This window comes from Streptomyces sp. NPDC055013 (assembly GCF_053608645.1).
The window spans coordinates 1-17790 of record NZ_JBSGVW010000027.1; the positions used below are offsets into that span (position 1 = coordinate 1).

18 protein-coding genes and 2 pseudogenes are annotated in these 17790 nt (G+C 71.4%); 9 read left to right on the forward strand and 11 right to left on the reverse strand.

What is annotated here, in order from left to right; translation table 11 throughout:
* Window positions 1-88: 88 nt before the first annotated feature.
* Window positions 89-193: pseudogene (locus ACWGDB_RS28305) on the forward strand (hypothetical protein); the annotation flags it as partial.
* Here ACWGDB_RS28305 and ACWGDB_RS28310 read toward each other — a convergent pair.
* Window positions 188-1126, reverse strand: a pseudogene (locus tag ACWGDB_RS28310) (esterase/lipase family protein); the annotation flags it as partial. The pseudogenes ACWGDB_RS28305 and ACWGDB_RS28310 overlap by 6 nt on opposite strands.
* Before the next feature lie 304 nt (window positions 1127-1430).
* Between ACWGDB_RS28310 and ACWGDB_RS28315 the strand changes: the two are divergent.
* Window positions 1431-2654 (forward strand): helix-turn-helix domain-containing protein, encoded by a 1224-nt coding sequence (locus tag ACWGDB_RS28315; RefSeq protein ID WP_453825008.1) that lies wholly within the window; start codon window positions 1431-1433, stop codon window positions 2652-2654.
* Between the two features lie 11 nt (window positions 2655-2665).
* On the opposite strand, the gene ACWGDB_RS28320 is transcribed toward ACWGDB_RS28315, so the two are convergent.
* Window positions 2666-3625, reverse strand: a complete 960-nt coding sequence (locus ACWGDB_RS28320) for a LysR family transcriptional regulator (protein ID WP_453825009.1) — start codon at window positions 3623-3625, stop codon at window positions 2666-2668.
* A gap of 80 nt (window positions 3626-3705) precedes the next feature.
* On the opposite strand from ACWGDB_RS28320, the gene ACWGDB_RS28325 reads away from it, so the two are divergent.
* Window positions 3706-4401, forward strand: a complete 696-nt coding sequence (locus ACWGDB_RS28325; RefSeq protein WP_453825010.1) for a type 1 glutamine amidotransferase domain-containing protein — start codon at window positions 3706-3708, stop codon at window positions 4399-4401.
* Between the two features lie 117 nt (window positions 4402-4518).
* On the opposite strand, the gene ACWGDB_RS28330 is transcribed toward ACWGDB_RS28325, so the two are convergent.
* The gene (locus ACWGDB_RS28330; RefSeq protein ID WP_453825011.1) at window positions 4519-4770 is read right to left on the reverse strand and encodes a hypothetical protein; all 252 of its coding nucleotides are present in this window, start codon (window positions 4768-4770) and stop codon (window positions 4519-4521) included.
* A 165-nt stretch (window positions 4771-4935) separates the two neighbouring features.
* On the opposite strand from ACWGDB_RS28330, the gene ACWGDB_RS28335 reads away from it, so the two are divergent.
* Both ACWGDB_RS28335 and ACWGDB_RS28340 read left to right on the forward strand, forming a co-directional pair.
* On the forward strand, window positions 4936-6441 hold the full coding sequence (locus tag ACWGDB_RS28335; RefSeq protein WP_453825012.1) for a purine-cytosine permease family protein: 1506 nt from the start codon (window positions 4936-4938) through the stop codon (window positions 6439-6441).
* Window positions 6438-6986 carry a cysteine hydrolase family protein gene (locus ACWGDB_RS28340; RefSeq protein WP_453825013.1) on the forward strand — a complete coding sequence of 183 codons (549 nt, stop codon included), beginning with the start codon at window positions 6438-6440 and terminating at the stop codon, window positions 6984-6986. Before ACWGDB_RS28335 ends, ACWGDB_RS28340 begins: the two co-directional genes overlap by 4 nt.
* A 31-nt stretch (window positions 6987-7017) precedes the next feature.
* Here the strand turns inward: ACWGDB_RS28340 and ACWGDB_RS28345 are convergent, their stop codons facing one another.
* Window positions 7018-7989 (reverse strand): peptidoglycan-binding protein, encoded by a 972-nt coding sequence (locus ACWGDB_RS28345; protein WP_453825014.1) that lies wholly within the window; start codon window positions 7987-7989, stop codon window positions 7018-7020.
* 129 nt (window positions 7990-8118) lie between these two features.
* Window positions 8119-9465, reverse strand: coding sequence for a phosphoribosyltransferase family protein (locus tag ACWGDB_RS28350; RefSeq protein WP_453825015.1), 1347 nt, complete (start codon window positions 9463-9465; stop codon window positions 8119-8121).
* 210 nt (window positions 9466-9675) lie between these two features.
* On the opposite strand from ACWGDB_RS28350, the gene ACWGDB_RS28355 reads away from it, so the two are divergent.
* The 4 genes from ACWGDB_RS28355 to pqqB all read left to right on the forward strand — a co-directional run bounded on the left by ACWGDB_RS28355 (window position 9676) and on the right by pqqB (window position 12541).
* Window positions 9676-10428, forward strand: coding sequence for a Type 1 glutamine amidotransferase-like domain-containing protein (locus ACWGDB_RS28355; protein ID WP_453825016.1), 753 nt, complete (start codon window positions 9676-9678; stop codon window positions 10426-10428).
* On the forward strand, window positions 10425-10880 hold the full coding sequence (locus ACWGDB_RS28360) for a hypothetical protein (protein ID WP_453825017.1): 456 nt from the start codon (window positions 10425-10427) through the stop codon (window positions 10878-10880). Before ACWGDB_RS28355 ends, ACWGDB_RS28360 begins: the two co-directional genes overlap by 4 nt.
* Window positions 10881-11046: 166 nt before the next feature.
* A complete protein-coding gene (locus ACWGDB_RS28365) occupies window positions 11047-11448 on the forward strand; it encodes an SseB family protein (RefSeq protein WP_453825018.1) in 402 nt (133 codons plus the stop codon).
* Window positions 11449-11689: 241 nt separating this feature from the next.
* Window positions 11690-12541 carry a pyrroloquinoline quinone biosynthesis protein PqqB gene (gene pqqB / locus ACWGDB_RS28370; protein ID WP_453825019.1) on the forward strand — a complete coding sequence of 284 codons (852 nt, stop codon included), beginning with the start codon at window positions 11690-11692 and terminating at the stop codon, window positions 12539-12541.
* Window positions 12542-12587: 46 nt separating this feature from the next.
* On the opposite strand, the gene ACWGDB_RS28375 is transcribed toward pqqB, so the two are convergent.
* The 6 genes from ACWGDB_RS28375 to ACWGDB_RS28400 form a co-directional block, all read right to left on the reverse strand.
* Window positions 12588-12977, reverse strand: a complete 390-nt coding sequence (locus tag ACWGDB_RS28375; RefSeq protein ID WP_453825020.1) for a MarR family winged helix-turn-helix transcriptional regulator — start codon at window positions 12975-12977, stop codon at window positions 12588-12590.
* A 90-nt stretch (window positions 12978-13067) separates the two neighbouring features.
* On the reverse strand, window positions 13068-13418 hold the full coding sequence (locus tag ACWGDB_RS28380) for a VOC family protein (RefSeq protein ID WP_453825021.1): 351 nt from the start codon (window positions 13416-13418) through the stop codon (window positions 13068-13070).
* A gap of 173 nt (window positions 13419-13591) precedes the next feature.
* Window positions 13592-14623, reverse strand: a complete 1032-nt coding sequence (locus ACWGDB_RS28385; protein WP_453825022.1) for a LacI family DNA-binding transcriptional regulator — start codon at window positions 14621-14623, stop codon at window positions 13592-13594.
* Complete coding sequence (locus ACWGDB_RS28390; protein WP_453825023.1) at window positions 14620-15528, reverse strand: carbohydrate ABC transporter permease; 909 nt, start codon at window positions 15526-15528, stop codon at window positions 14620-14622. Before ACWGDB_RS28390 ends, ACWGDB_RS28385 begins: the two co-directional genes overlap by 4 nt.
* A complete protein-coding gene (locus ACWGDB_RS28395; protein WP_453825024.1) occupies window positions 15525-16448 on the reverse strand; it encodes a carbohydrate ABC transporter permease in 924 nt (307 codons plus the stop codon). The genes ACWGDB_RS28390 and ACWGDB_RS28395 overlap by 4 nt, the downstream gene beginning before the upstream one ends.
* The gene (locus ACWGDB_RS28400) at window positions 16445-17776 is read right to left on the reverse strand and encodes an ABC transporter substrate-binding protein (RefSeq protein ID WP_453825025.1); all 1332 of its coding nucleotides are present in this window, start codon (window positions 17774-17776) and stop codon (window positions 16445-16447) included. Before ACWGDB_RS28400 ends, ACWGDB_RS28395 begins: the two co-directional genes overlap by 4 nt.
* Window positions 17777-17790 lie beyond the last annotated feature (14 nt).

Below are 17790 nucleotides of genomic sequence, written 5' to 3' on the forward strand. Positions count from 1 at the left end.
ACACAGGCCCGGATCCGCGGCCCAAGCCCCCGGCCAGGGACCGCTACTTCGACACCCTCCGAGCCGTCGCCCTCGTCCGCGTCGTCACCTCGCCCATCTGCCCGCGCTGACGGCGGTGGCCGCGCCGAGCCCGTCCAGCTATCTCAGGCTCAAGCCCTCCCAGTGGGCCGGGGTGTTCACCGCCTGGGGCCGGGTCGAGGGCGTTGAGGACGAGGCGGGTGGCCAGGGCGTTGTAGCTGATGGCGACGTGGTCGGTGAGGTCGGCGGGACACAGGTCCTGGAGCTTGATGTTGGTGACGTTCGGGGCGGCGTCGAGATAGGCCGAGGTGTAGGGGGTGACGACCTCGTCGTACCGGGTGGTGATCACCGTGTAGGTGATGTCCGGGTCGGTCTCGCCGCCCGCGTTGAGGTTCCGGAGGAAGTCCGAGCCGATGAGCTGCTGGCTGCACGCCTTGCAGTTCACTCCGAGGAGCTCGTCGCCGCCGGGGACGGCCAGGGCGAGCAGGCCGAGACCGGAGAACGTGGTGCCGTGGTTGGACGGGGTGAGGGCGACGAGCTTGTCGACCTCGGCCGCGCCGCCGAGGTTCTTGATGTAGTGGCGCGGCATCATGCCGCCCTGCGAGTGCCCGACCAGGTCCACCTTCGCGGCGCCGGTGGCGGCCAGCACCCGGTCGACGAAGTCCGCCAACTGCCGGGCCGAGACAGCCATGTCGCCGGTGCCGAGGAGGGCTCCGGAACTGCCGCCGTGGTTGAGCGCGAAGACGCAGTACCCGGCTTCCTTGAGCCGCGGGGCGAGTGCCGCCCAGTTGTCGTAGCGGTTCTCCATGGTGCCGTGCACGAGGACGACGGGTCGCGGATGCGCGGCTCCGGGGCGGCAGGTGAAGTCGTTGGCGCCGAAGGGCACGGCCGTCGGGTGGGCGAGGGAATAGCTGAACGCCGACGCGAAGTCGTCCTGGGGCGGGCCGACCGGATCGGCCGCGGCCACCGGCACGGCGTCGCTCGTGTCCGGTGCCGCCTGGGACCGGTCGACACCGGTCACGCCGATACAGACGGCCGCGGTGAGCCCGGCCAGGGACGCGGTCAGAAGGCGTCGGCGTCGGGTGCGCCGAAGTCTGCGGGTACGCATGAGGAGGTCTCCTCCGCTAGGTCGTGGGGAGCGCCAGCGCATCCGTGAGGCCTGGTCACAAGGGGTTTGGTCAGGAGCGTGTGAAGCCTTGTCACAAGGGCGAGACATGGAAGCTACTGGCGCGTAACGTCGGATCCACACTCGCGTCGCCCGCGGGGAGTCGACCAGGAGAGCCGCGGACGGGAGGAGAAAGATGTCATGGGCGTGACACCTTTCCCGGGCTGCCCCTCACCGGGAGCAGTCCCCGTGCCCGCCACCGCCGGCCACCCACGACAAGTCCGCCGCCCGGGACGGAGCCACCTCGATGACGTCACAGGCCGAGACGTTCTCGCGTCAGCCCTGGCACGAGTTGCCGCAGGTACTGGCCGCGCTGATCCGTTCCCGGGCCGAGAGCATCGTCACCGACATGACCCGCGCGATCCGTGACGAGGTGCCCGCCTATCGCCGCTCGCTCGACTCCGCCGTCGGCCGCGACCTCACCGAGTCGATCCGGCGCGCCGTACGGCAGTTCGCGGAGCTGATCGAGCACCCCGACAGCCCGCAGGACCATCACGTCCTTCACTTCCGGCACCTGGGCCGTGTCGAGTTCCTCAACGGCCGCACGACGGACGGGCTCCAGGCCGCCTTCCGCGTCGGTGCGCGCGTGGGCAGCCGGCGGTACGCCGAGATCGTGCAGGAGGCCTCGCTGCCGCCCGAGACCGTCCTGACGCTGCACGAAGCCGTGCTGGTCCACATCAACGCCCTGTCCAACGAGTCGGTGAAAGGGTTCCTCGCGGCCCAGTCGCGCTCGGAGGGCGAGGTGAAGCGCGCCCGCCGGACCCTGGTGGAGCGGCTGCTCGAGCCGCCGAGAGGCCAGGAGCGCGCACCGCTGGGACCGCTGGCCGAGCGTGCCCGCTGGACGCTGCCGGGTGCCGTCGCCTGTGTGGTGGTGCGGTCGGCGGGGCGTTTCTCCGTGCCCGGCGCAGACGGTGAACTGCTCTCCGTGAACCGGGGGAGCGACATCGTCCTGATCGCGCCCGAACCGGAGACGGGCGGGCTGATCGAACGGGTGCGGGCCGCCGCGCGGGGGCGTGTCACCGTCGTGGGCCCGGCGGTTCCCGTGCACGAGGCGTGGCTGTCCCTGCAGTGCGCCCGCCTCGCCCTCGACCGCCGTGCGGAGCAGCCGACGGTGCCGGGCGGTGAACCGGCCGACGGTGTCTTCCTGCGCGTCGACGACGAGTTGGCGGAGCTGCACCTGCTCCGCAGCGCCCCCATCGGTCAGTTGCTCGGCCGGCGGGTGCTGGGCGTCTTCACCGACCTGCCCCAGGGAAGAGCCACGCGGTTGGCCGAGACCCTGGACGCGCTGCTGATGTCCTGGGGACGTACGGCTCCGGAGGTGGCCCAGGCGCTGGGCATCCATCCGCAGACGGCCCGCAAACGGCTGCGCCAGCTGGAGGAGCTGTTCGGTGACCGGCTCGCGGACCCGCGCTTCCGGTTCGAGGCCCTGCTGGCGCTGCGCACCCGTGCGCTGCGTGCCAACGCCTTTTGAACTTCGCGCGGTTACCAGTCCCGCGCGCATCCCAGCAGGTGGTCGCGGACCAGCGCGACATGGGCACTGCCGGACGAGCCCGGGCGCTGGACGAGGAAGCCGGTGTTGATCGGCGGATCGTCCGGGTCGTGCAGCAGGACCAGCGCGCCCGACGCCAGCTCGGCGGCGCACAGGTAACGGGGGAGCACGCTGAACCCGGCCCCGCCCGTCACCGCGGCCCTGACTGCGTTCAGGTCGGGCATCGTGACCGCCGGGTGACACACCAGACGCTTGCCGAACACATGACGCCAGTAGCGCCGCACGATCGGTACGTCCTCGGCGTAGGCGACGAGCGGCACGCCGTGCAGCGCGGCGGGGCCGGCTGTCGCGATCCGCGTCGGTCCGCCGATGCGCTCCGCCCAGGAGGGAGCCGTGACCAGCACGAACTCCTCGTCCATCAGCGGCACCGAGGCCAGGGCGCGACCACGCGGCCGGTACGTCGACAGGACCAGGTCGTGGCGACCGGCCCGCAGCTCCTCCAGGAGCGGCTCGGTCAGGCCCGGGGTGACGCGCAGCCGCACGCCCTTGTCGACCAGCGGCGCGAGCGTCGGCATGACGCGGTGGGTCAGCAGCTCGGCCGGACCGGCGAGATGCACCGGCTCGGCCGGCTGGACGTCGGCCGATCCGCCCGGCCCGGTGACGGTGGCGAGGGCGTCCAGCGGCTCGACGATCCGGGAGGCGAGCTCGTCCGCGTGGGGAGCGGGGGCGACGCCGCGTGCGAGACGCTGGAACAGCTCCCTGTCCAGCTGCCGCTCCAGCGTGCGGATCTGTGTGGTGACCGTCGGCTGCGACAGGCCCAGCACACGGGCGGCGGCGGTGAAGGAGCCGGTGCGATAGACGGCCAGGAACGTGCGCAACAGGTTGAGATCCACCGAGGCCGAACCGCTGAGCTGGGAGCTCTCCTCCATCTCATCGGAATTCCTATGTCTCATATGTGTGAGCCTATTGGATTCCAATGGCACCAGGTGCGTACCGTCGGGACATCGACTCACCGTCTCTCGAAAGAGCCCCCATGTCGAAGATCCTTTTCGTGCTGACCGGCGCCGACCACTGGACGCTGGCCGACGGCACCAAGCACCCCACCGGCTTCTGGGCCGAGGAGGCCGTCGCCCCGTACGAGGCGTTCACGGCCGCCGGGCACGAGGTCGTCGTGGCCACGCCCGGCGGAGTCGTCCCGCCGGTCGACAAGGGCAGCCTCGCGCCCGAGTTCAACGACGGTCAGGAGAACGCCGACCGGGTCGCCGCCGTACTCGCCGCGATGGCGGAGCTGCGGCAGCCGGTCCGGCTGGAGGACGTGGACCTCGACGACTACGCCGCCGTGTTCTACCCCGGCGGCCACGGCCCGATGGAGGACCTGTCCGTCAACGCCGAGTCCGGCAGGCTGCTGACCCTCGCGCTGGAGAGCGGCAAGCCGCTGGGTGTCGTCTGCCACGCCCCGGCCGCGCTGCTCGCCGCCACCAAGGCCGACGGCGCCAACACCTTCGCCGGATACCGGGTGGCCGCGTTCACCAATGCCGAGGAGACCCAGGCCGGCTTCGCCGACAAGGCCAAGTGGCTGCTGCAGGACCGGCTCACCGAGGCCGGCGTGCAGGTGCAGGTGGGCGAGCCGTGGGCTCCGCATGTGGTCGTCGACCGCAACCTGGTCACCGGCCAGAACCCGTCCTCCGCCGCCCCGCTCGCCGTCGAACTGCTCAAGAAGCTGGGCTGAATCAGCTCGCCGCCCCGCCAGCGCACCCGGGCGCTGCGGCGGGCCTGCGGGGCGACAAGGGCCGAGGACGCCTCGTGCGCGACACGCATGCGAGACGTCCTCGTCGGCTACCCCTGGCTACTGCAGGAACGAGTCCACGGCGCCCTCGGCGTCACCGAAGCCCGCCCCCTGGTCCTGGGCCTGGCTGCCCTCACTGCCGAAGGCGGCGCCGCCCTGGTCGTTGAACGTGGGCTCCTGCCAGCCCTGGTTCTCCTGGCTGCCGACGCCGAAGCTGCTCTGGTCGTCGACATCGGCGTGGGCAGCGGCGGCGCCGCCGAAGACGACCAGGGTTCCGAGGGCCGTGGCAGCAAGTGCGGTGCGAATACGCATTCGTACTCCTGTTGCAGTGGGTGCTGTTGTCACATGAACATCACCCTCGGAACGCACGGGGTACACCAAGAGCCACTCGGATGAGTGACTGTCGCATGGCAACCAGCGCGACGGACACCGGCAGACGGTGTTCCGCGGCGGGAAAAGCGGTGCGACGATGCCGGAATGATCACATCCCCGGACCCACTCGACGGCCGGCCCGCGAGGCGCACACTCCAGCTGGAGACCAACGGCCTCGACGTGATCGCCGACGCCGAGCGCAAAGGCACGCCACGCACCCTGTTCTGGCCCTGGTTCGGGGCCAACGTGTCCATCCTGGGCCTGAGTTACGGAGCCTTCGCGCTCGGCTTCGGAATCTCCTTCTGGCAGGCGCTGGTCGCCGGAGTCGTCGGCATCGTCTTCTCGTTCCTGCTGTGCGGGTTCGTCGCCGTGGCCGGAAAACGCGGATCCGCGCCGACGATGGTCCTCGGTCGTGCCGCGTACGGGGTGCGCGGCAACCGTCTGCCCTCGGTGATCTCCTGGGTCCTGACCGTCGGCTGGGAGACCGTGCTCTGCGCCCTCGCGACCATGGCCACCGCCACTGTCTTCGGACGGCTCGGCTGGGGCGGTGGCACCGAGACCAAGGTGGTCGCCCTCGTCCTGGTCGCCGCGTTGACCGTGGTCGTGGGGGTCATGGGCTTCGACCTGATCATGCGGCTGCAGACCGTGATCACCGCGGTCACCGGCGTGCTCACCGTCGTCTACGTCGTCCTCGTCGCCGACGACATCCACTGGTCCGTCGTCAGCGCCGTCCCCACGGGCTCCGCCCAGCAGTTCATCGGCGCACTCGTCTTCATGATGACCGGCTTCGGCCTCGGCTGGGTCAACGCGGCCGCCGACTACTCCCGCTATCTGCCACGCAGCGCGTCGAGCCGCGGCGTGATCGGCTGGACCGCCTTCGGCGGCTCGCTGGCGCCGCTGCTCCTGCTGGTCTTCGGTCTCCTCCTGGCCGGCTCGTCCAGCAAGCTCGGCGCGGCCGTCGCCGCGGACCCGATCGGCGCGCTGACGACGATCCTGCCGACCTGGTTCCTGGTCCCGTTCGCGGTCGTCGCGGTCCTCGGCCTGGTCGGCGGCGCGGTCCTCGACATCTACTCGTCCGGCCTGGCCCTGCTGTCGGCGGGCCTGCGCGTGCCGCGCTACGTGGCCGCGCTCGTCGACGGCGTCCTGATGATCGTGGGCTCGATCTACATCGTGTTCGTCGCCGACGACTTCCTGGGCCCGTTCATGGGCTTCCTCACCACGCTCGGCGTCCCCATCGCCGCCTGGTGCGGCATCATGCTCGCCGACCTGACCCTGCGCCGCCGCGACTACGACGAACCCGACCTCTACCGCCCGAGCGGCCGCTATGGCGACGTACCGCTCACCCCGCTCCTCCTGACCCTCACCGCCACCGCCCTCGGATGGGGCCTGGTCACCAACTCGACGGCGAACTGGCTGGACTGGCAGGGCTATCTGCTGACCCCACTGGGCCTCGGCGGCCGAAGCGGCTCCTGGGCCTACGCCAACCTCGGCGTCCTCGCGGCCCTCGCCCTCGGCTTCCTCGGCACCCTGGTGCTGCGTCGCGGACGCGTCCGTGCCCAGGAGGCGCAGGCACCGAGCCCCACGGCGGACGAGGGGGCGAAGACCGCATGACCACGGGGCTGCTCACCGTCATCGACATGCAGCGCGTCTTCGCCGACCCCGACAGCCCCTGGGCCACCCCGCGATTCGCCGAAGCGGCAGCGGGCGTACGGCGGCTTCTGCCGGCCTTCGGGGACCGGGTCACGTTCACCCGATTCGTGGCATCCGAGAGCCCGACGGGTGCCTGGCGGGCGTACTACGAACAATGGCCCTTCGCCCGGCAACCGCCGGACGCTCAACTCTGGCAGCTCACATCCGAGTTCGCGCCTCACGCACGGCACGTCCTCGACGCCGCCACCTTCGGGAAGTGGGCCCCTGAACTCGCGCGACGCGCCACCTCGGAGGGCCGCCTCGTCCTGGCCGGCGTCAGCACCGACTGCTGCGTCCTGTCGACCGCCCTGGCCGCCGCCGACGCGGGCGTCGAGGTGCTGGTCGTCGCCGATGCCTGCGCGGGCGCGGACGACGACTCGCACGCCAAGGCGTTGCACGTCCTGGACCTGTACCGGCCGTTGATCCGGGTGACGACGGTCGCCGAACTGCTGCGGGAGACGGCCTGAGTCACCCGCAACGCCCGGCCACCCCGGGTGGTCACGGCTCCGAGGTCTCGGATTCCAGGGAGGCACGGGTCGCCTCGCCGTAGACGCCGGACTCGTCGCTGAGGACGACTCGTGTGAGCTGGTAGGTGCGGACCGAGCCTTCCACCCCGCGGTCGTAGCTGCCGTCGGTGTCCCCGGAGTAGAGGCCGATCTCGCGCAGGCGCTGCTGTAGTTCGGTGACTTCCGGCCCCTGGTCGCCGAGGCGGAGGACCGGAGGCTGACCTTCCGGAGCGGTGGGTTCGGGGGTGGCGGTGCCGCCTTCGGCGCCGCCACCGGAGGAGGCCGCGATCGGGGTGGTGGAGGAGTCGGTCGGGGTTGCCGGGCTGCCGGCCGGGGGCGTACCGGGCGAGGACGTCGGGCTCGAAGCCGGCGATGCGGTGGCCGTGGCGGCGGACTGGCCCTCGGGGGATGTGCCGTCCTCGGTGGAGCTGTCCGGGACGGGCGCCCTCACGTCGTCGGACGCGGCCCTGGCCCGGGAGGGGCTGTCGTAGAGGTGGAGTCCGCCCAGGACGGCACCGGTCACCAGGGCGACCATGGTGGCTCCCGCTCCGGCGATCAGTAGGGGGCGGCGCTTGCGTGGGGGGCTTTGCGGGGCTTCCGCGCCGGGGGCGGGGGTCTCCACGGGTGCTGGGTCCGCGGAGGTGGGAGCGGGGACAGGGGACGTGGGGTCGTCGCCCGCGTCCCCGGCGTCCCCCTGTGTCGCCAAGTCGCTCGATATCTCCAAGTCCCTTGAACGTGACGGCACTTCGCCCGCCGTCGCCCGGTCCGCCACCCCGGCATCGTGACCCAGCTCCACGAACGGTCGGATCCGCAGCGGAGCGAAGTCCTCCGCTGCCGCCGCCTCGGCCGTGCGCGCGTCGCGGCGGGCGTCGGAGGCGAGGCGGGCGCAGGAGCAGGCCGGAGTTCCGTCCGATGCCCGGGGTGTGTCGCACTCCGGGCAGACGGGGCCGTTCGGTTCGCTCACGTGGAGTCCCTCTCCGTGCAGGATCCTGAGTCCAGGCATATGTCCTGCACATAATCTCCATCACCCCGGACGTGGGTGGAACCGGGGCCTCCGGACCGACCGAATCAAGCCGCGCGGGGACCTTCGTAGCTACCGCGACCGGCGCGGCGACGCCCCCGCGGTGGGCCGGTCGAGGTGCGCGGTGAACCAGTCGCGGGCCAGTTCGGCGACGGTGGTGAGGGTGCCGTGTTCCTCGAAGAGGTGGGTGGCGCCCGGGACGACGGCGATCCGGTGCTCGCAGTGCATCCGGTCGGCGGCCAGGCGGTTGAGGCTGAGCACCTGGGTGTCGCGGCTGCCGACGATGAGCAGGGTCGGCGCCCGCAGACGGGTCAGCGCCGCCGGGGTCGCCAGGTCGGGGCGGCCGCCGCGGGAGACGACGGAGCGGATGCCGGAGCCGGACAGCGCGGCGGCCTCCAGCGCCGCGGCGGCCCCTGTACTGGCCCCGAAGTAGGCGACGGGCAGGCCGGTTTCACTGCGCAGCCACAGGGACGCGGCGTGCAGGCGGCGGGCGAGCAGGAAGATGTCGAAGACGTTGTGCCGGTCGTGGGCCTCGTCGTCGCTGAGCAGGTCGAGCAGCAGCGTGGCCAGGCCGGCGCGGTTGAGGGCGGAGGCGACGTAGCGGTTGCGCGGGCTGTGCCGGCCGCTGCCGCTGCCGTGGGCGAACGCCACGGCCGCCGGGGCCTCGTCCGGCACGACCAGGTGTGCGCCCAGCCGGGCCCCCGCGGCCGGGATCAGCACTTCCCGGTTCCGCTGTGACGAGGGTGCCCTCGCGGGGGACCGCCCGGTGGAGGAGCGGGGCGTGGAGCGGGCGGCCTCGGCGAGCAGGTACGTGACCTCGGCGTCCGAGGTCTGGGCGAAGTTCCGGTACCAGGCGCCCACCGAGCCGAGGGCCCGCAACGGCTGCGGACACACCACCTCGTCGGCGACCCGCCGCAGTCGGGCGACGCTGTGAGTGGGCCCGACGGGCACGGCGAGCACGACCCGGGCAGCGCCCTGGCCCCGTACGACCCGACAGGCCGCCTCGGCCGTGGCGCCGGTGGCGAGCCCGTCGTCCACGACGACCGCGACGCGCCCCGCGACCGGCAGCGCGGCCCGGCCCTGCCGGTACTCGCTCACCCGCCGGTCCAGCTCGGCCCGCTCCGCTCGTTCCACGGCGTTCTGCTCGGCAAGGTCCAGCCCTGCCTCGCTGATCACGTCCTGGTTGAGGACGCGGACACCGTGCTCGCCGATCGCGCCGAACCCCCACTCCGGCTGCCGGGGCACGCCCAGCTTGCGCACCACCAGCACATCCAGCGGGGCGCCGAGATGCCGGGCCACTTCGGCCGCCACGGGCATCCCGCCGCGCGGCAGCCCCAGCACCAGCACGTCCTGGCTGCGCCACTCCTCCAGCGTCTCGGCCAGCAGCTGCCCGGCCGCCCTGCGATCGTCGTACCGCATACGCCGCCTCCCGCGCCCACGAGGGCGGGAGCCTGTCCTTACCTCTTCAGGCTACGACTGTTCGCCCGCCGCGGACGCCGGCCGGCCACCCGCGTGCGGACGGCCTGCGCACGGTTGCCCCCTGCGCGAGCAGGGCCAATCTCGATTGCGCTCGCCGCCCGGACCACGGCATCGTTCCCGAACACTTCCCGGCCCCGAGGAGGTCCACCGGTGCCCGACGTTCCGCCCCGCCGCCTGGCCCTCCTCGGCGGCGGCTTCTCCACCGAGGACGACGGCCTGCTCGACGACTGGCTCCTCGGACACGCGCGCACGCCCCGGCCGAGGGTCTGTTTTCTGCCCACCGCGAGCGGGGACGCACCGCCGTACGCGGCGAGGTTCCTGACCGCGTTCCGGACGCGCTCCTCCTGCGCTCCCTCCGTCCTGCCACTGTTCCGACGGACACTCGACGACGACGCTCTTCGCGCGTACCTGCTCGCGCAGGACGTGGTCTACGTCGGCGGCGGAAACACCGCGAACCTGCTCGCCGTATGGCGTGCACACGGAGTGGACCGCCTTCTGCGCGAGGCCTACGACCACGGCACCCTGCTGTGCGGCATCAGCGCGGGCGCCAACTGCTGGGGCGAGGCCTCCCACACCGACTCCTTCGGCCCGCTGACCTCCCTGCCGGACGGCTTGGGGCTGCTGCCGGGTTCGGTCTGCCCGCACTACGACAGCGAACCGGGACGCCGGTCCTCCTATCGGTCGGCGGTGGGCGGCGGAGCGCTGCCCGCCGGGTGGGCTCTGGACGACGGGACAGGGACTCTCTTCACGGACGGCAGCGTGACGGAGACGGTGACGCGTGCGCCGGGTGCACACGTGTACCGGGTGGCGGCGGACGACGGAGGTGGGGGCGTCGTCCAGGAGAGGGCTCTGCCCTGTCGTCGGCTGTCCCGGGCTCCGGATGCGGGAGGCTTGCCGGCATGACCGCATCCAGAGCCTCGGCCTCTGCCCACGAGATCCACGCCTACCTGGTCGAGCAGTTGAACCACGCGCTTCGGCGGCCCGCGATGTTCGGGGGCGAGACGGCGCTGTGGATGTTGGTGGATCACCTGCTGTTCGTGGAGGGGCAGCCCGAGGCGTGGGCCGAGGAGAGGGCGCGTCTGGCGGAGCGTGGGTGCTGGGACGCGCTCGAGGACAACGGCCTCGCCCTCATGTTCCTGAACGCGGGCCGCATGACCTGGGACGTCCTCCAGGGCAGCCTCTTCCGCACCGCCGGCTCCCGGCACGCGCGCGACGGCGAGCGGATGCAGCGCTACTTCCGGGACGCGGCCACGTACTGGACCCACGTGGGCCCCAGCATGGCCGAGCCCCTCGCACGCCGCGTCGGCTGCGACCGCCTGGGGCAGCCGTCCGACCACATTCCGTTGATCCCCTGACTGCTCCGCCGGGTGTTTCCCCTGACTAGGGCCCTCTGACCAGCATTCCCATCCCCTGGACGGCGATAGGAATGCTCCGGTCCGGATCGGGTACGCGAGCAGAACCGCACCAGGGTCGATCACGTCCCGGGCGGCCCGCACTACCGCCGCTACCAGGGGATCTGTCATGGAGACACCAGCGAACGACGACACCGCCACACCGGCCCGGCGTGCGCTGGACGCGCTGGCCGGAAACAGCGAGGACGCGACGGCGATGGACACGCTCGCAAGCAGCGACGTCCTCGTCCCCGTCCCCGACGACGCCAATGAGCAGGACGCCGTCGACCCCGGCGCAGTGGCGCTGCCGGTCATCGAGCGCCCGGACGGCGAGCCGGTCGTCCCCGTCTTCACCTCCGAGCCCGCGATGGCCGAGCTGCTGCCCTTCGTCTCCCGCTACCGCCTGGTACCGCTGGGCGCACTCGCCTCGCAGTGGCCGTCCGAGGACCTGGCCCTGACCATAGACGCCGGCTCCTCACACCCGCTGACGCTGACGTCGGAGGGCGTACGCACCCTGCTGGCGCGGCCCTAGCGCCGACGAGGAGCGGCCATACAGCGCCGACGGCGAGTGAAGACCTGAAGGGGACGAGTGGCACGTCAGCCGCTCGTCCCCTTCGCGCTGTGCCACCCCAGCCGCCACTGACGGCACCCGGAACCGCCCCGGACGGCGCGTGAAGGTCGGCCGGAACTGCTCCCCGCCCCGGGGTGCTTCGGCCGTACGGAGAGGGAAGATCCCACCGGAAGAGCCGACGCGCGAAGGGTGGGGGGTCGTCTTGAGGTTCGTCCTGCTCGGCACCGCCGCCGGAGGCGGGTTTCCACGCTGGAACTGTGCCTGCGCGCGATGCGCCGCCGCCCGCGACGGCAAGCTGCCCGCCCGCGGCCCGGAATGCGCGGCCGTCACCGGCAACTCCCGCGACTGGTGGCTGCTGAACACCTCGCCCGACATCCGCGCCCAGCTCACCGCGGCCTCCGCCCTGTGGCCCAGCCCGCGGCACACTCCCGTACGGGGAGTGCTGCTGACCGACGCCGAGGCGAACCACGTGGCGGGCCTGGCCGTGCTGCGTGATGTGCCCGGACTGAAGACGTACGCCGCCCCACCCGTCCTCGCCGCCCTGGCCCCGGCGCGGGCGGCGCTCGACCGTCACGACCCGTGGGACTGGGCGGACAGCCTGACGGAGGGCGGCTTCGTGCTGGCCGGCGGGCTGGTTGTCACGGCCCACCCCGTCGGTGGTGAACCGCCGGCGTACGTACCGGCCCGGTCGTCGGACGACCGCTGGGTGACGGCGTACCGCATCGAGAACCTGGCGACCGGTGGCGTCCTCGTGTACGCGCCCCGTCTGCGCACCTGGAGCCCGATGCTGGACGACCTGATCGAGACGGCGGACTGCGTCGTCATGGACGGCACGCACTTCGAGCCGGACGAGACACCGCAGGCCAGGCGCCGGCTGTCCGTCTCGGGACCGGCCGGCAGCCTCGCCGCCCTGGCCCGGCACCCGCACGCCCGCCGGATCTACACCCACCTGACCGACACGAATCCCCTGCTCGACCCCGCCTCGGCGGCTCGTGCGCAGGTGTCCGAGGCGGGCGTGGAAGTGCTTCCGGACGGGACCGAGTTCGTGATCTGACGGCCCGGCGCCGGAGGCCTGTCAATCGTCGTCCGACGTCCAGCCCTCAGGCGGTCAGCACGCGCGCCAGCGCGTCCCGCTGCAGCGGCAGTACCTCGGCGTGCAGCTCACGCCCCTTGCGGGTGAGGGTGACGTACACGCCGCGCCGGTCCTCGGCGCAGACGGATCGCTCCACCAGGCCGTCCTTCTCCAGCCGCCCTATCAGCCTGGACAGTGCGCTCTGGCTGAGATGAACCCGGCCGACCAGGTTCTGCACCCGGCACTGCTCGCCCTCCCTGGGGGCAGCCGACGCGAGGATGTCGAGCACCTCGAAGTCGCTCGCGCCCAGGCCGTGCGGGTGCAGCACGCGGTCGATCTCGCACATCGTGCGCGCGTGTACGGAGAGGATGTCCCGCCACCGTTCCTCGAGCCCGGCGTCGGCCGTCTTCACTGCCATACCTGGCACGGTAGCACCGATCCGGCCATTTGTTGCCTGTGCAACTAGTGCGTGCGCAAGGGAATCGCCCGGCCTGCTTCGGGGCGGGTCTCAGCCGGTCGGGTCCTGAAGCAGCCCGACGAGGTTGCCGTCCGCGTCCTTCACTGAGGCGATCAGCCGGCCGCCACCGACGTCGTGGACCTCCTGCAGCGCCTCGGCACCCGCCTCCAACAGGGCGGCGAAGGCCGTCCTGATGTCGTCGACGTGCCAGTAGGGCACCGGGCCGGTCATGCCCTTCGCGTGTCCGTCGGGGTCGAGACCGACGTCCTGTCCGGCGTCCTTGAAGCCGACGTAGTACGGCTCGTCCGCATACGGTTCCGTGCCCAGCAGGGCCTTGAAGAGGGCCTTCGCCCGGTCCAGGTCCTTGACGGGGTAGATGATCGTGTTGACTCCGGCGGTCATGACGTCCTCCTGACGTGAAGAGTGCTCGACGGTTTTCGTCGGTGGTTTCACGCTAGGACGGGGTAGTCCGGAGCTGCTTCTTCATTCCTGACCGGTCACTGACCGGTCGCGGACGGAGGACGCGCCGGCGGCCGCGTCGCCGTGCAGCGCGCCCCCGCGGCCCGCTCACGCGACTACGTCGACTCCCGCTTCACCAGCTCGGTCGGCAGGATCACCGCCGCCGGGTCCTCGCCGCCGATCTGCGCGAGCAGCAGTCTCACCATCTCGGCGCTGATGCGGTCGTAGGGCTGGCGGATCGTCGTGAGGGCGGGGGTGGCCTCCGTCGCCGCGGCGGAGTCGTCGAAGCCGCCGACGGCCACGTCCTCGGGCACCCGGCGGCCGGCCCGGTGCAGTGCGGCCAGGGCGCCCTGCGCCATCAGGTCGGACGCCACGAACAAGGCGTCCAGGTCAGGGGCCTGCGCCAGCAGCCGCTCGGTGCCCGCCTCGCCGCTGGCACGGCTGTAGTCGCCGGAGACGATGAGCCGCTCGTCGCTCTCGACGCCCGCCTCGGTGAGTACCTCCTTGTAGCCGGCGAGCCGATCGACACCGCCCGGCGTGTCCAGCGGACCGCTCACCACGCCGATTCGGCGGCGCCCCACGGACAGCAGATGGCGCACCATGTCACGGGCGCCGTCCCGGTCGTCCGCCGCCACGTAACTCACCTTGGAGCCGGGCCCCATGGGCTTGCCGCACTGGACGAGCGGCACACCCGCCTCGCGCAGTTCCTCGGCGACCCGGTCACCGGAGTGGCTGGACACCAGCAGCACTCCGTCCACGTGCCCCGCCGTGATGTAGCGCGTGATGCGCCGCCGTTCGTCCTTCGTGCCCGCCAGCATCAGCAGCAACGGGATGTCGTGCGCGGCCAGCGCCTGCGTGCAACCGCTCAGCAGGACGTTGAAGTTGGGGTCCTCGAAGAACCTCTCCTGCGGCTCGGTCAGCAGGAAGCCGATCGAGTCCGAACGCCCCGTGATCAGCGAGCGGGCATGCCGGTTGACGACGTAACCCGTCTTGCGGATCGCCGCGTTGACCGCCTCCTGCGCGGTCGGGCTGACGTAGTGCCCGCCGTTGAGCACGCGCGAGACCGTGCCCCGTGAGACTCCGGCCTCGCGCGCCACGTCGTGGATCGTCGGCGGCTTGCGTCGGCCCCCCGTGTTGCTCATGGTCATGACTTTACGGCCCCGGAGAGCAGATCCAGGCTCCAGAACCGCTGGACGACCAGGAAGAGCGCGACCAGCGGGAACACCGCGAGGAACGCGCCGGTGATCACCAACGTGTACAGCGCCGGAGTGTTGGCGCCCTGCTCGAGGAGTGTGTACAGACCGAGCGTGATCGGGAACTTCTCGTCGTCGCTGAGCATGATGTACGGCAGCAGGAAGTTGTTCCAGATCGCCACGAACTGGAACAGGAACACCGTCACCATGCCGGGCACCATCATCGGCAGCGCGACTCGCGTGAAGATCCGCCACTCACTCGCGCCGTCCATCCGCCCGGCCTCGACCACGTCGGCGGGGACGGCGGCGGCCGCGTAGATCCGCGCGAGGTAGACGCCGTACGGCGAGAGGATCTGCGGCAGCAGCACGGACAGGTACGAGTCCGTGAGGTCGGCCTGCGCCAGCAGCAGGTACTGCGGGATGGCAAGGATGACCGGCGGCATCAGCACGCCCGCCAGCAGCACGTTGAAGAGCGTCTCGCGGCCCGGGAAGCGGTAGATGGCGAGCGCGTAGCCGCTGAACGCCGAGACGACCGTCGACAGCAGGGCGCCGAGACCGGCGTACAGGGCGGAGTTGCCCATCCACTGCCAGTACACGCCGTCGCGGTAGGCGCTCAGGTCCGCGAAGTTGTCGGCGAAGCCCGAGCCCGGCAGGAACGTGAACGTGGAGAACAGCTCGCTGCCGGACTTCGTCGCCGCGATCACCACCCAGGCGACCGGCAGCAGGCAGTACACCGCGCCGAGCAGCAGTGTGACCGTCGGGATCAGCGCGGTCCGGCGGCGCAGCGGCGGGCGGTTCGGGACGGTGCCGGGGGCGGTGTCGGCGGCCCGCCCGGTCTTGCGCACAGCAAGAGAACTCATCGTGCCGCCTCCTGCTTGTGACGACGGTTCGCGGCCCGCAGGAAGCCGAAGGACAGCAGCAGCGTGGCCAGGGCGATGATCGTGGCCTGGGCGGCCGCCGCGTGGATGTCGCCCTTGCCGAAGGCGTCCTGGTACACCTTCATCAGCGGACTCCACGTCGTGGACACGGAGTTGGTGAGCGGCTTGAGGGTGGTCGGCTCGCTGAACACCTGCAGCGTGGCGATGATCGAGAAGAAGAAGGTCAGCACCAGCGAGGGCGCCACCATCGGGATCTTGATCCGCAGCGCGGTCTGCAGCGGCGTGGCACCGTCCAGCTTGGCCGCCTCGTACACCTCGGCCGGGATGGCCTGCAGCGACGTGTAGATGACGATCATGTTGAAGCCGGTGCCGCCCCACACCGCGATGTTCGACAGGGCGAGGTACAGCGGACCGCCGTCCAGCAGGTCCGGCTGCGGCATGCCCAGCCTGTCGAGCACGAAGTAGAACGGGCTGACGTCCGGCAGGTACAGAAAGCCCCACAGCAGCGCGGCCACCACGCCCGGGATGGCGTACGGCAGGAAGATCGCGAGCCGCGTGAACGGCGCCAGCCGCACCTTCTCGGAGTCCAGCATCAGCGCGAACAGCAGGGCGAGGCCCAGCATCACCGGCACCACGATGCAGCCGTAGCCGAGCACGCGCAGCGCGCCGTTCAGCAACTCGCTGTCGGCGAGCGCGTCCGTGTAGTTCTCCAGGCCGGCCCAGACCTCCTTGCGGGCGCCGGAACCGAGCCCGAGTCCGGAGACCTGCACCTTGCGGAAGCTGAGCCAGACCGCGTATCCGATGGGCAGGGCGAAGAAGAGCAGGAAGAGGGCCGTTGCGGGGATGAGGAAGGCGTACGGGGCCCCCTTCACCCCGTACGCCCTCCGGCTTGTGCTGGTCACTCGGAGACCTCGAAGCCCTGCTTCTCGAGGTCGGCGACCGTGTCGTCCTGCATGGTCCTCAGCGCGGCACCGAAGCCCGACTTGTTCTTCGCGGCGGAGCCGAAGGCGTCCTTGAAGGTCGTGTACGCGACGTTCACGTTCGGGCCCCACGCGGACGGCGCCGTGCTCTCGGCGATCTCGGCGGCCTTCGTGTAGAAGTCGGGCTGGTTGGAGAAGTAGTCCGGCGGTGTGGTGAACGCGCCGCTGAGCTGGGCCGAGGTGGAGGCGGGGTAGATGCCGCTCTCCTTGGCGAGCGCGTTGAGCGCGTCGCCGTCGGTGTTCAGCCAGGCGGCGAACTTCGCGGCGGCCGCCTTGTGCTCGGAGTCGGTGGTGACGGCGGTGGAGGAACCGCCCCAGCTGCCCGTGACGTTGTCCGAGTCGGACCACTGGGGGAGCGGGGCCATGGCCCACTTGCCCTTGGTGTCGGGCGCGGCCGTGGTCAGGGTGCCCGGCGCCCACACGGCGCTGACCCAGGCGATCTGCTTGCCCGTGTTGAGCGCCTTGTTCCAGGCCGGCGTGTACATCGGCTGGTTGTCGACGGCGCCCTCCTCGACGAGGTCGCCCCAGAACTCGGCGACCTTCTGCGAGGCGGCGTCGTCGATGCCGACCTTCCACTTGTCGCCGGACGTCGTCCACCACTTGGCGCCGGCCTGCTGGGCCAGCCCCGCGAAGAGGCCGGAGTCATTGGCGGAGAAGGTGGTCAGGTCCTTGTCCGGGGCCTTCTTCTTGAGCGCGCGGGCGGTCTCGGCGAACTCGTCCCAGGTGGCCGGGACCTTCAGGCCGTACTGCTTGAAGAGGTCCTCGCGGTAGTAGAACATCATCGGCCCGATGTCCTGCGGGACCGCGTAGACCGCGTCCGTGCCCAGCGTCGTCTGCTGCCAGACACCCTCGGCGAACTTGCCCTTCGCGTCGCCGACTTCGCCCGCTATGTCCACGACCGCGTCATTGCTGACCAGCGTCGGCAGTGCCTGGTACTCGGCCTGGACCAGGTCGGGTGCCTTGCCCGCCTTGTGGGCGGTGAGGATCTTGGTGACCAGCGTGTCGCCGGACGCCTGCTTCTTCACCGTGACCGTGATCCGGTCCTTCTTGCCCTGGCCCTTGTTCCACAGGTCGACGACCTTGTCCATGCCGGGTGTCCAGGTCCAGTACGTCAGCGAGACGGGACCGGACTCGGCCTCGCTGTCGCTCCCGGACGAGCCGCACGCGGCGAGGGCGGTGGCGCCGAGGGCGACGGCGACGGACGTGGCTGCGCTTCTGACGAAGAGCCGCTGGCGCTTCGTGATGGGCATGGATCTCTCCCCTG

Bases quoted from the DNA above. Each gene is read 5' to 3' on its own strand.
- ACWGDB_RS28315 (WP_453825008.1), top strand. From the start codon at position 1,431: ATGACGTCACAGGCCGAGACGTTCTCGCGTCAGCCCTGGCACGAGTTG.
- ACWGDB_RS28360 (WP_453825017.1), top strand. From the start codon at position 10,425: ATGACCGCATCCAGAGCCTCGGCCTCTGCCCACGAGATCCACGCCTAC.
- ACWGDB_RS28365 (WP_453825018.1), top strand. From the start codon at position 11,047: ATGGAGACACCAGCGAACGACGACACCGCCACACCGGCCCGGCGTGCG.
- ACWGDB_RS28350 (WP_453825015.1), bottom strand. From the start codon at position 9,465: ATGCGGTACGACGATCGCAGGGCGGCCGGGCAGCTGCTGGCCGAGACG.
- ACWGDB_RS28375 (WP_453825020.1), bottom strand. From the start codon at position 12,977: ATGGCAGTGAAGACGGCCGACGCCGGGCTCGAGGAACGGTGGCGGGAC.
- ACWGDB_RS28380 (WP_453825021.1), bottom strand. From the start codon at position 13,418: ATGACCGCCGGAGTCAACACGATCATCTACCCCGTCAAGGACCTGGAC.
- ACWGDB_RS28385 (WP_453825022.1), bottom strand. From the start codon at position 14,623: ATGACCATGAGCAACACGGGGGGCCGACGCAAGCCGCCGACGATCCAC.
- ACWGDB_RS28335 (WP_453825012.1), top strand. From the start codon at position 4,936: ATGATCACATCCCCGGACCCACTCGACGGCCGGCCCGCGAGGCGCACA.
- ACWGDB_RS28400 (WP_453825025.1), bottom strand. From the start codon at position 17,776: ATGCCCATCACGAAGCGCCAGCGGCTCTTCGTCAGAAGCGCAGCCACG.
- ACWGDB_RS28340 (WP_453825013.1), top strand. From the start codon at position 6,438: ATGACCACGGGGCTGCTCACCGTCATCGACATGCAGCGCGTCTTCGCC.
- ACWGDB_RS28320 (WP_453825009.1), bottom strand. From the start codon at position 3,625: ATGAGACATAGGAATTCCGATGAGATGGAGGAGAGCTCCCAGCTCAGC.
- ACWGDB_RS28330 (WP_453825011.1), bottom strand. From the start codon at position 4,770: ATGCGTATTCGCACCGCACTTGCTGCCACGGCCCTCGGAACCCTGGTC.
- ACWGDB_RS28390 (WP_453825023.1), bottom strand. From the start codon at position 15,528: ATGAGTTCTCTTGCTGTGCGCAAGACCGGGCGGGCCGCCGACACCGCC.
- ACWGDB_RS28325 (WP_453825010.1), top strand. From the start codon at position 3,706: ATGTCGAAGATCCTTTTCGTGCTGACCGGCGCCGACCACTGGACGCTG.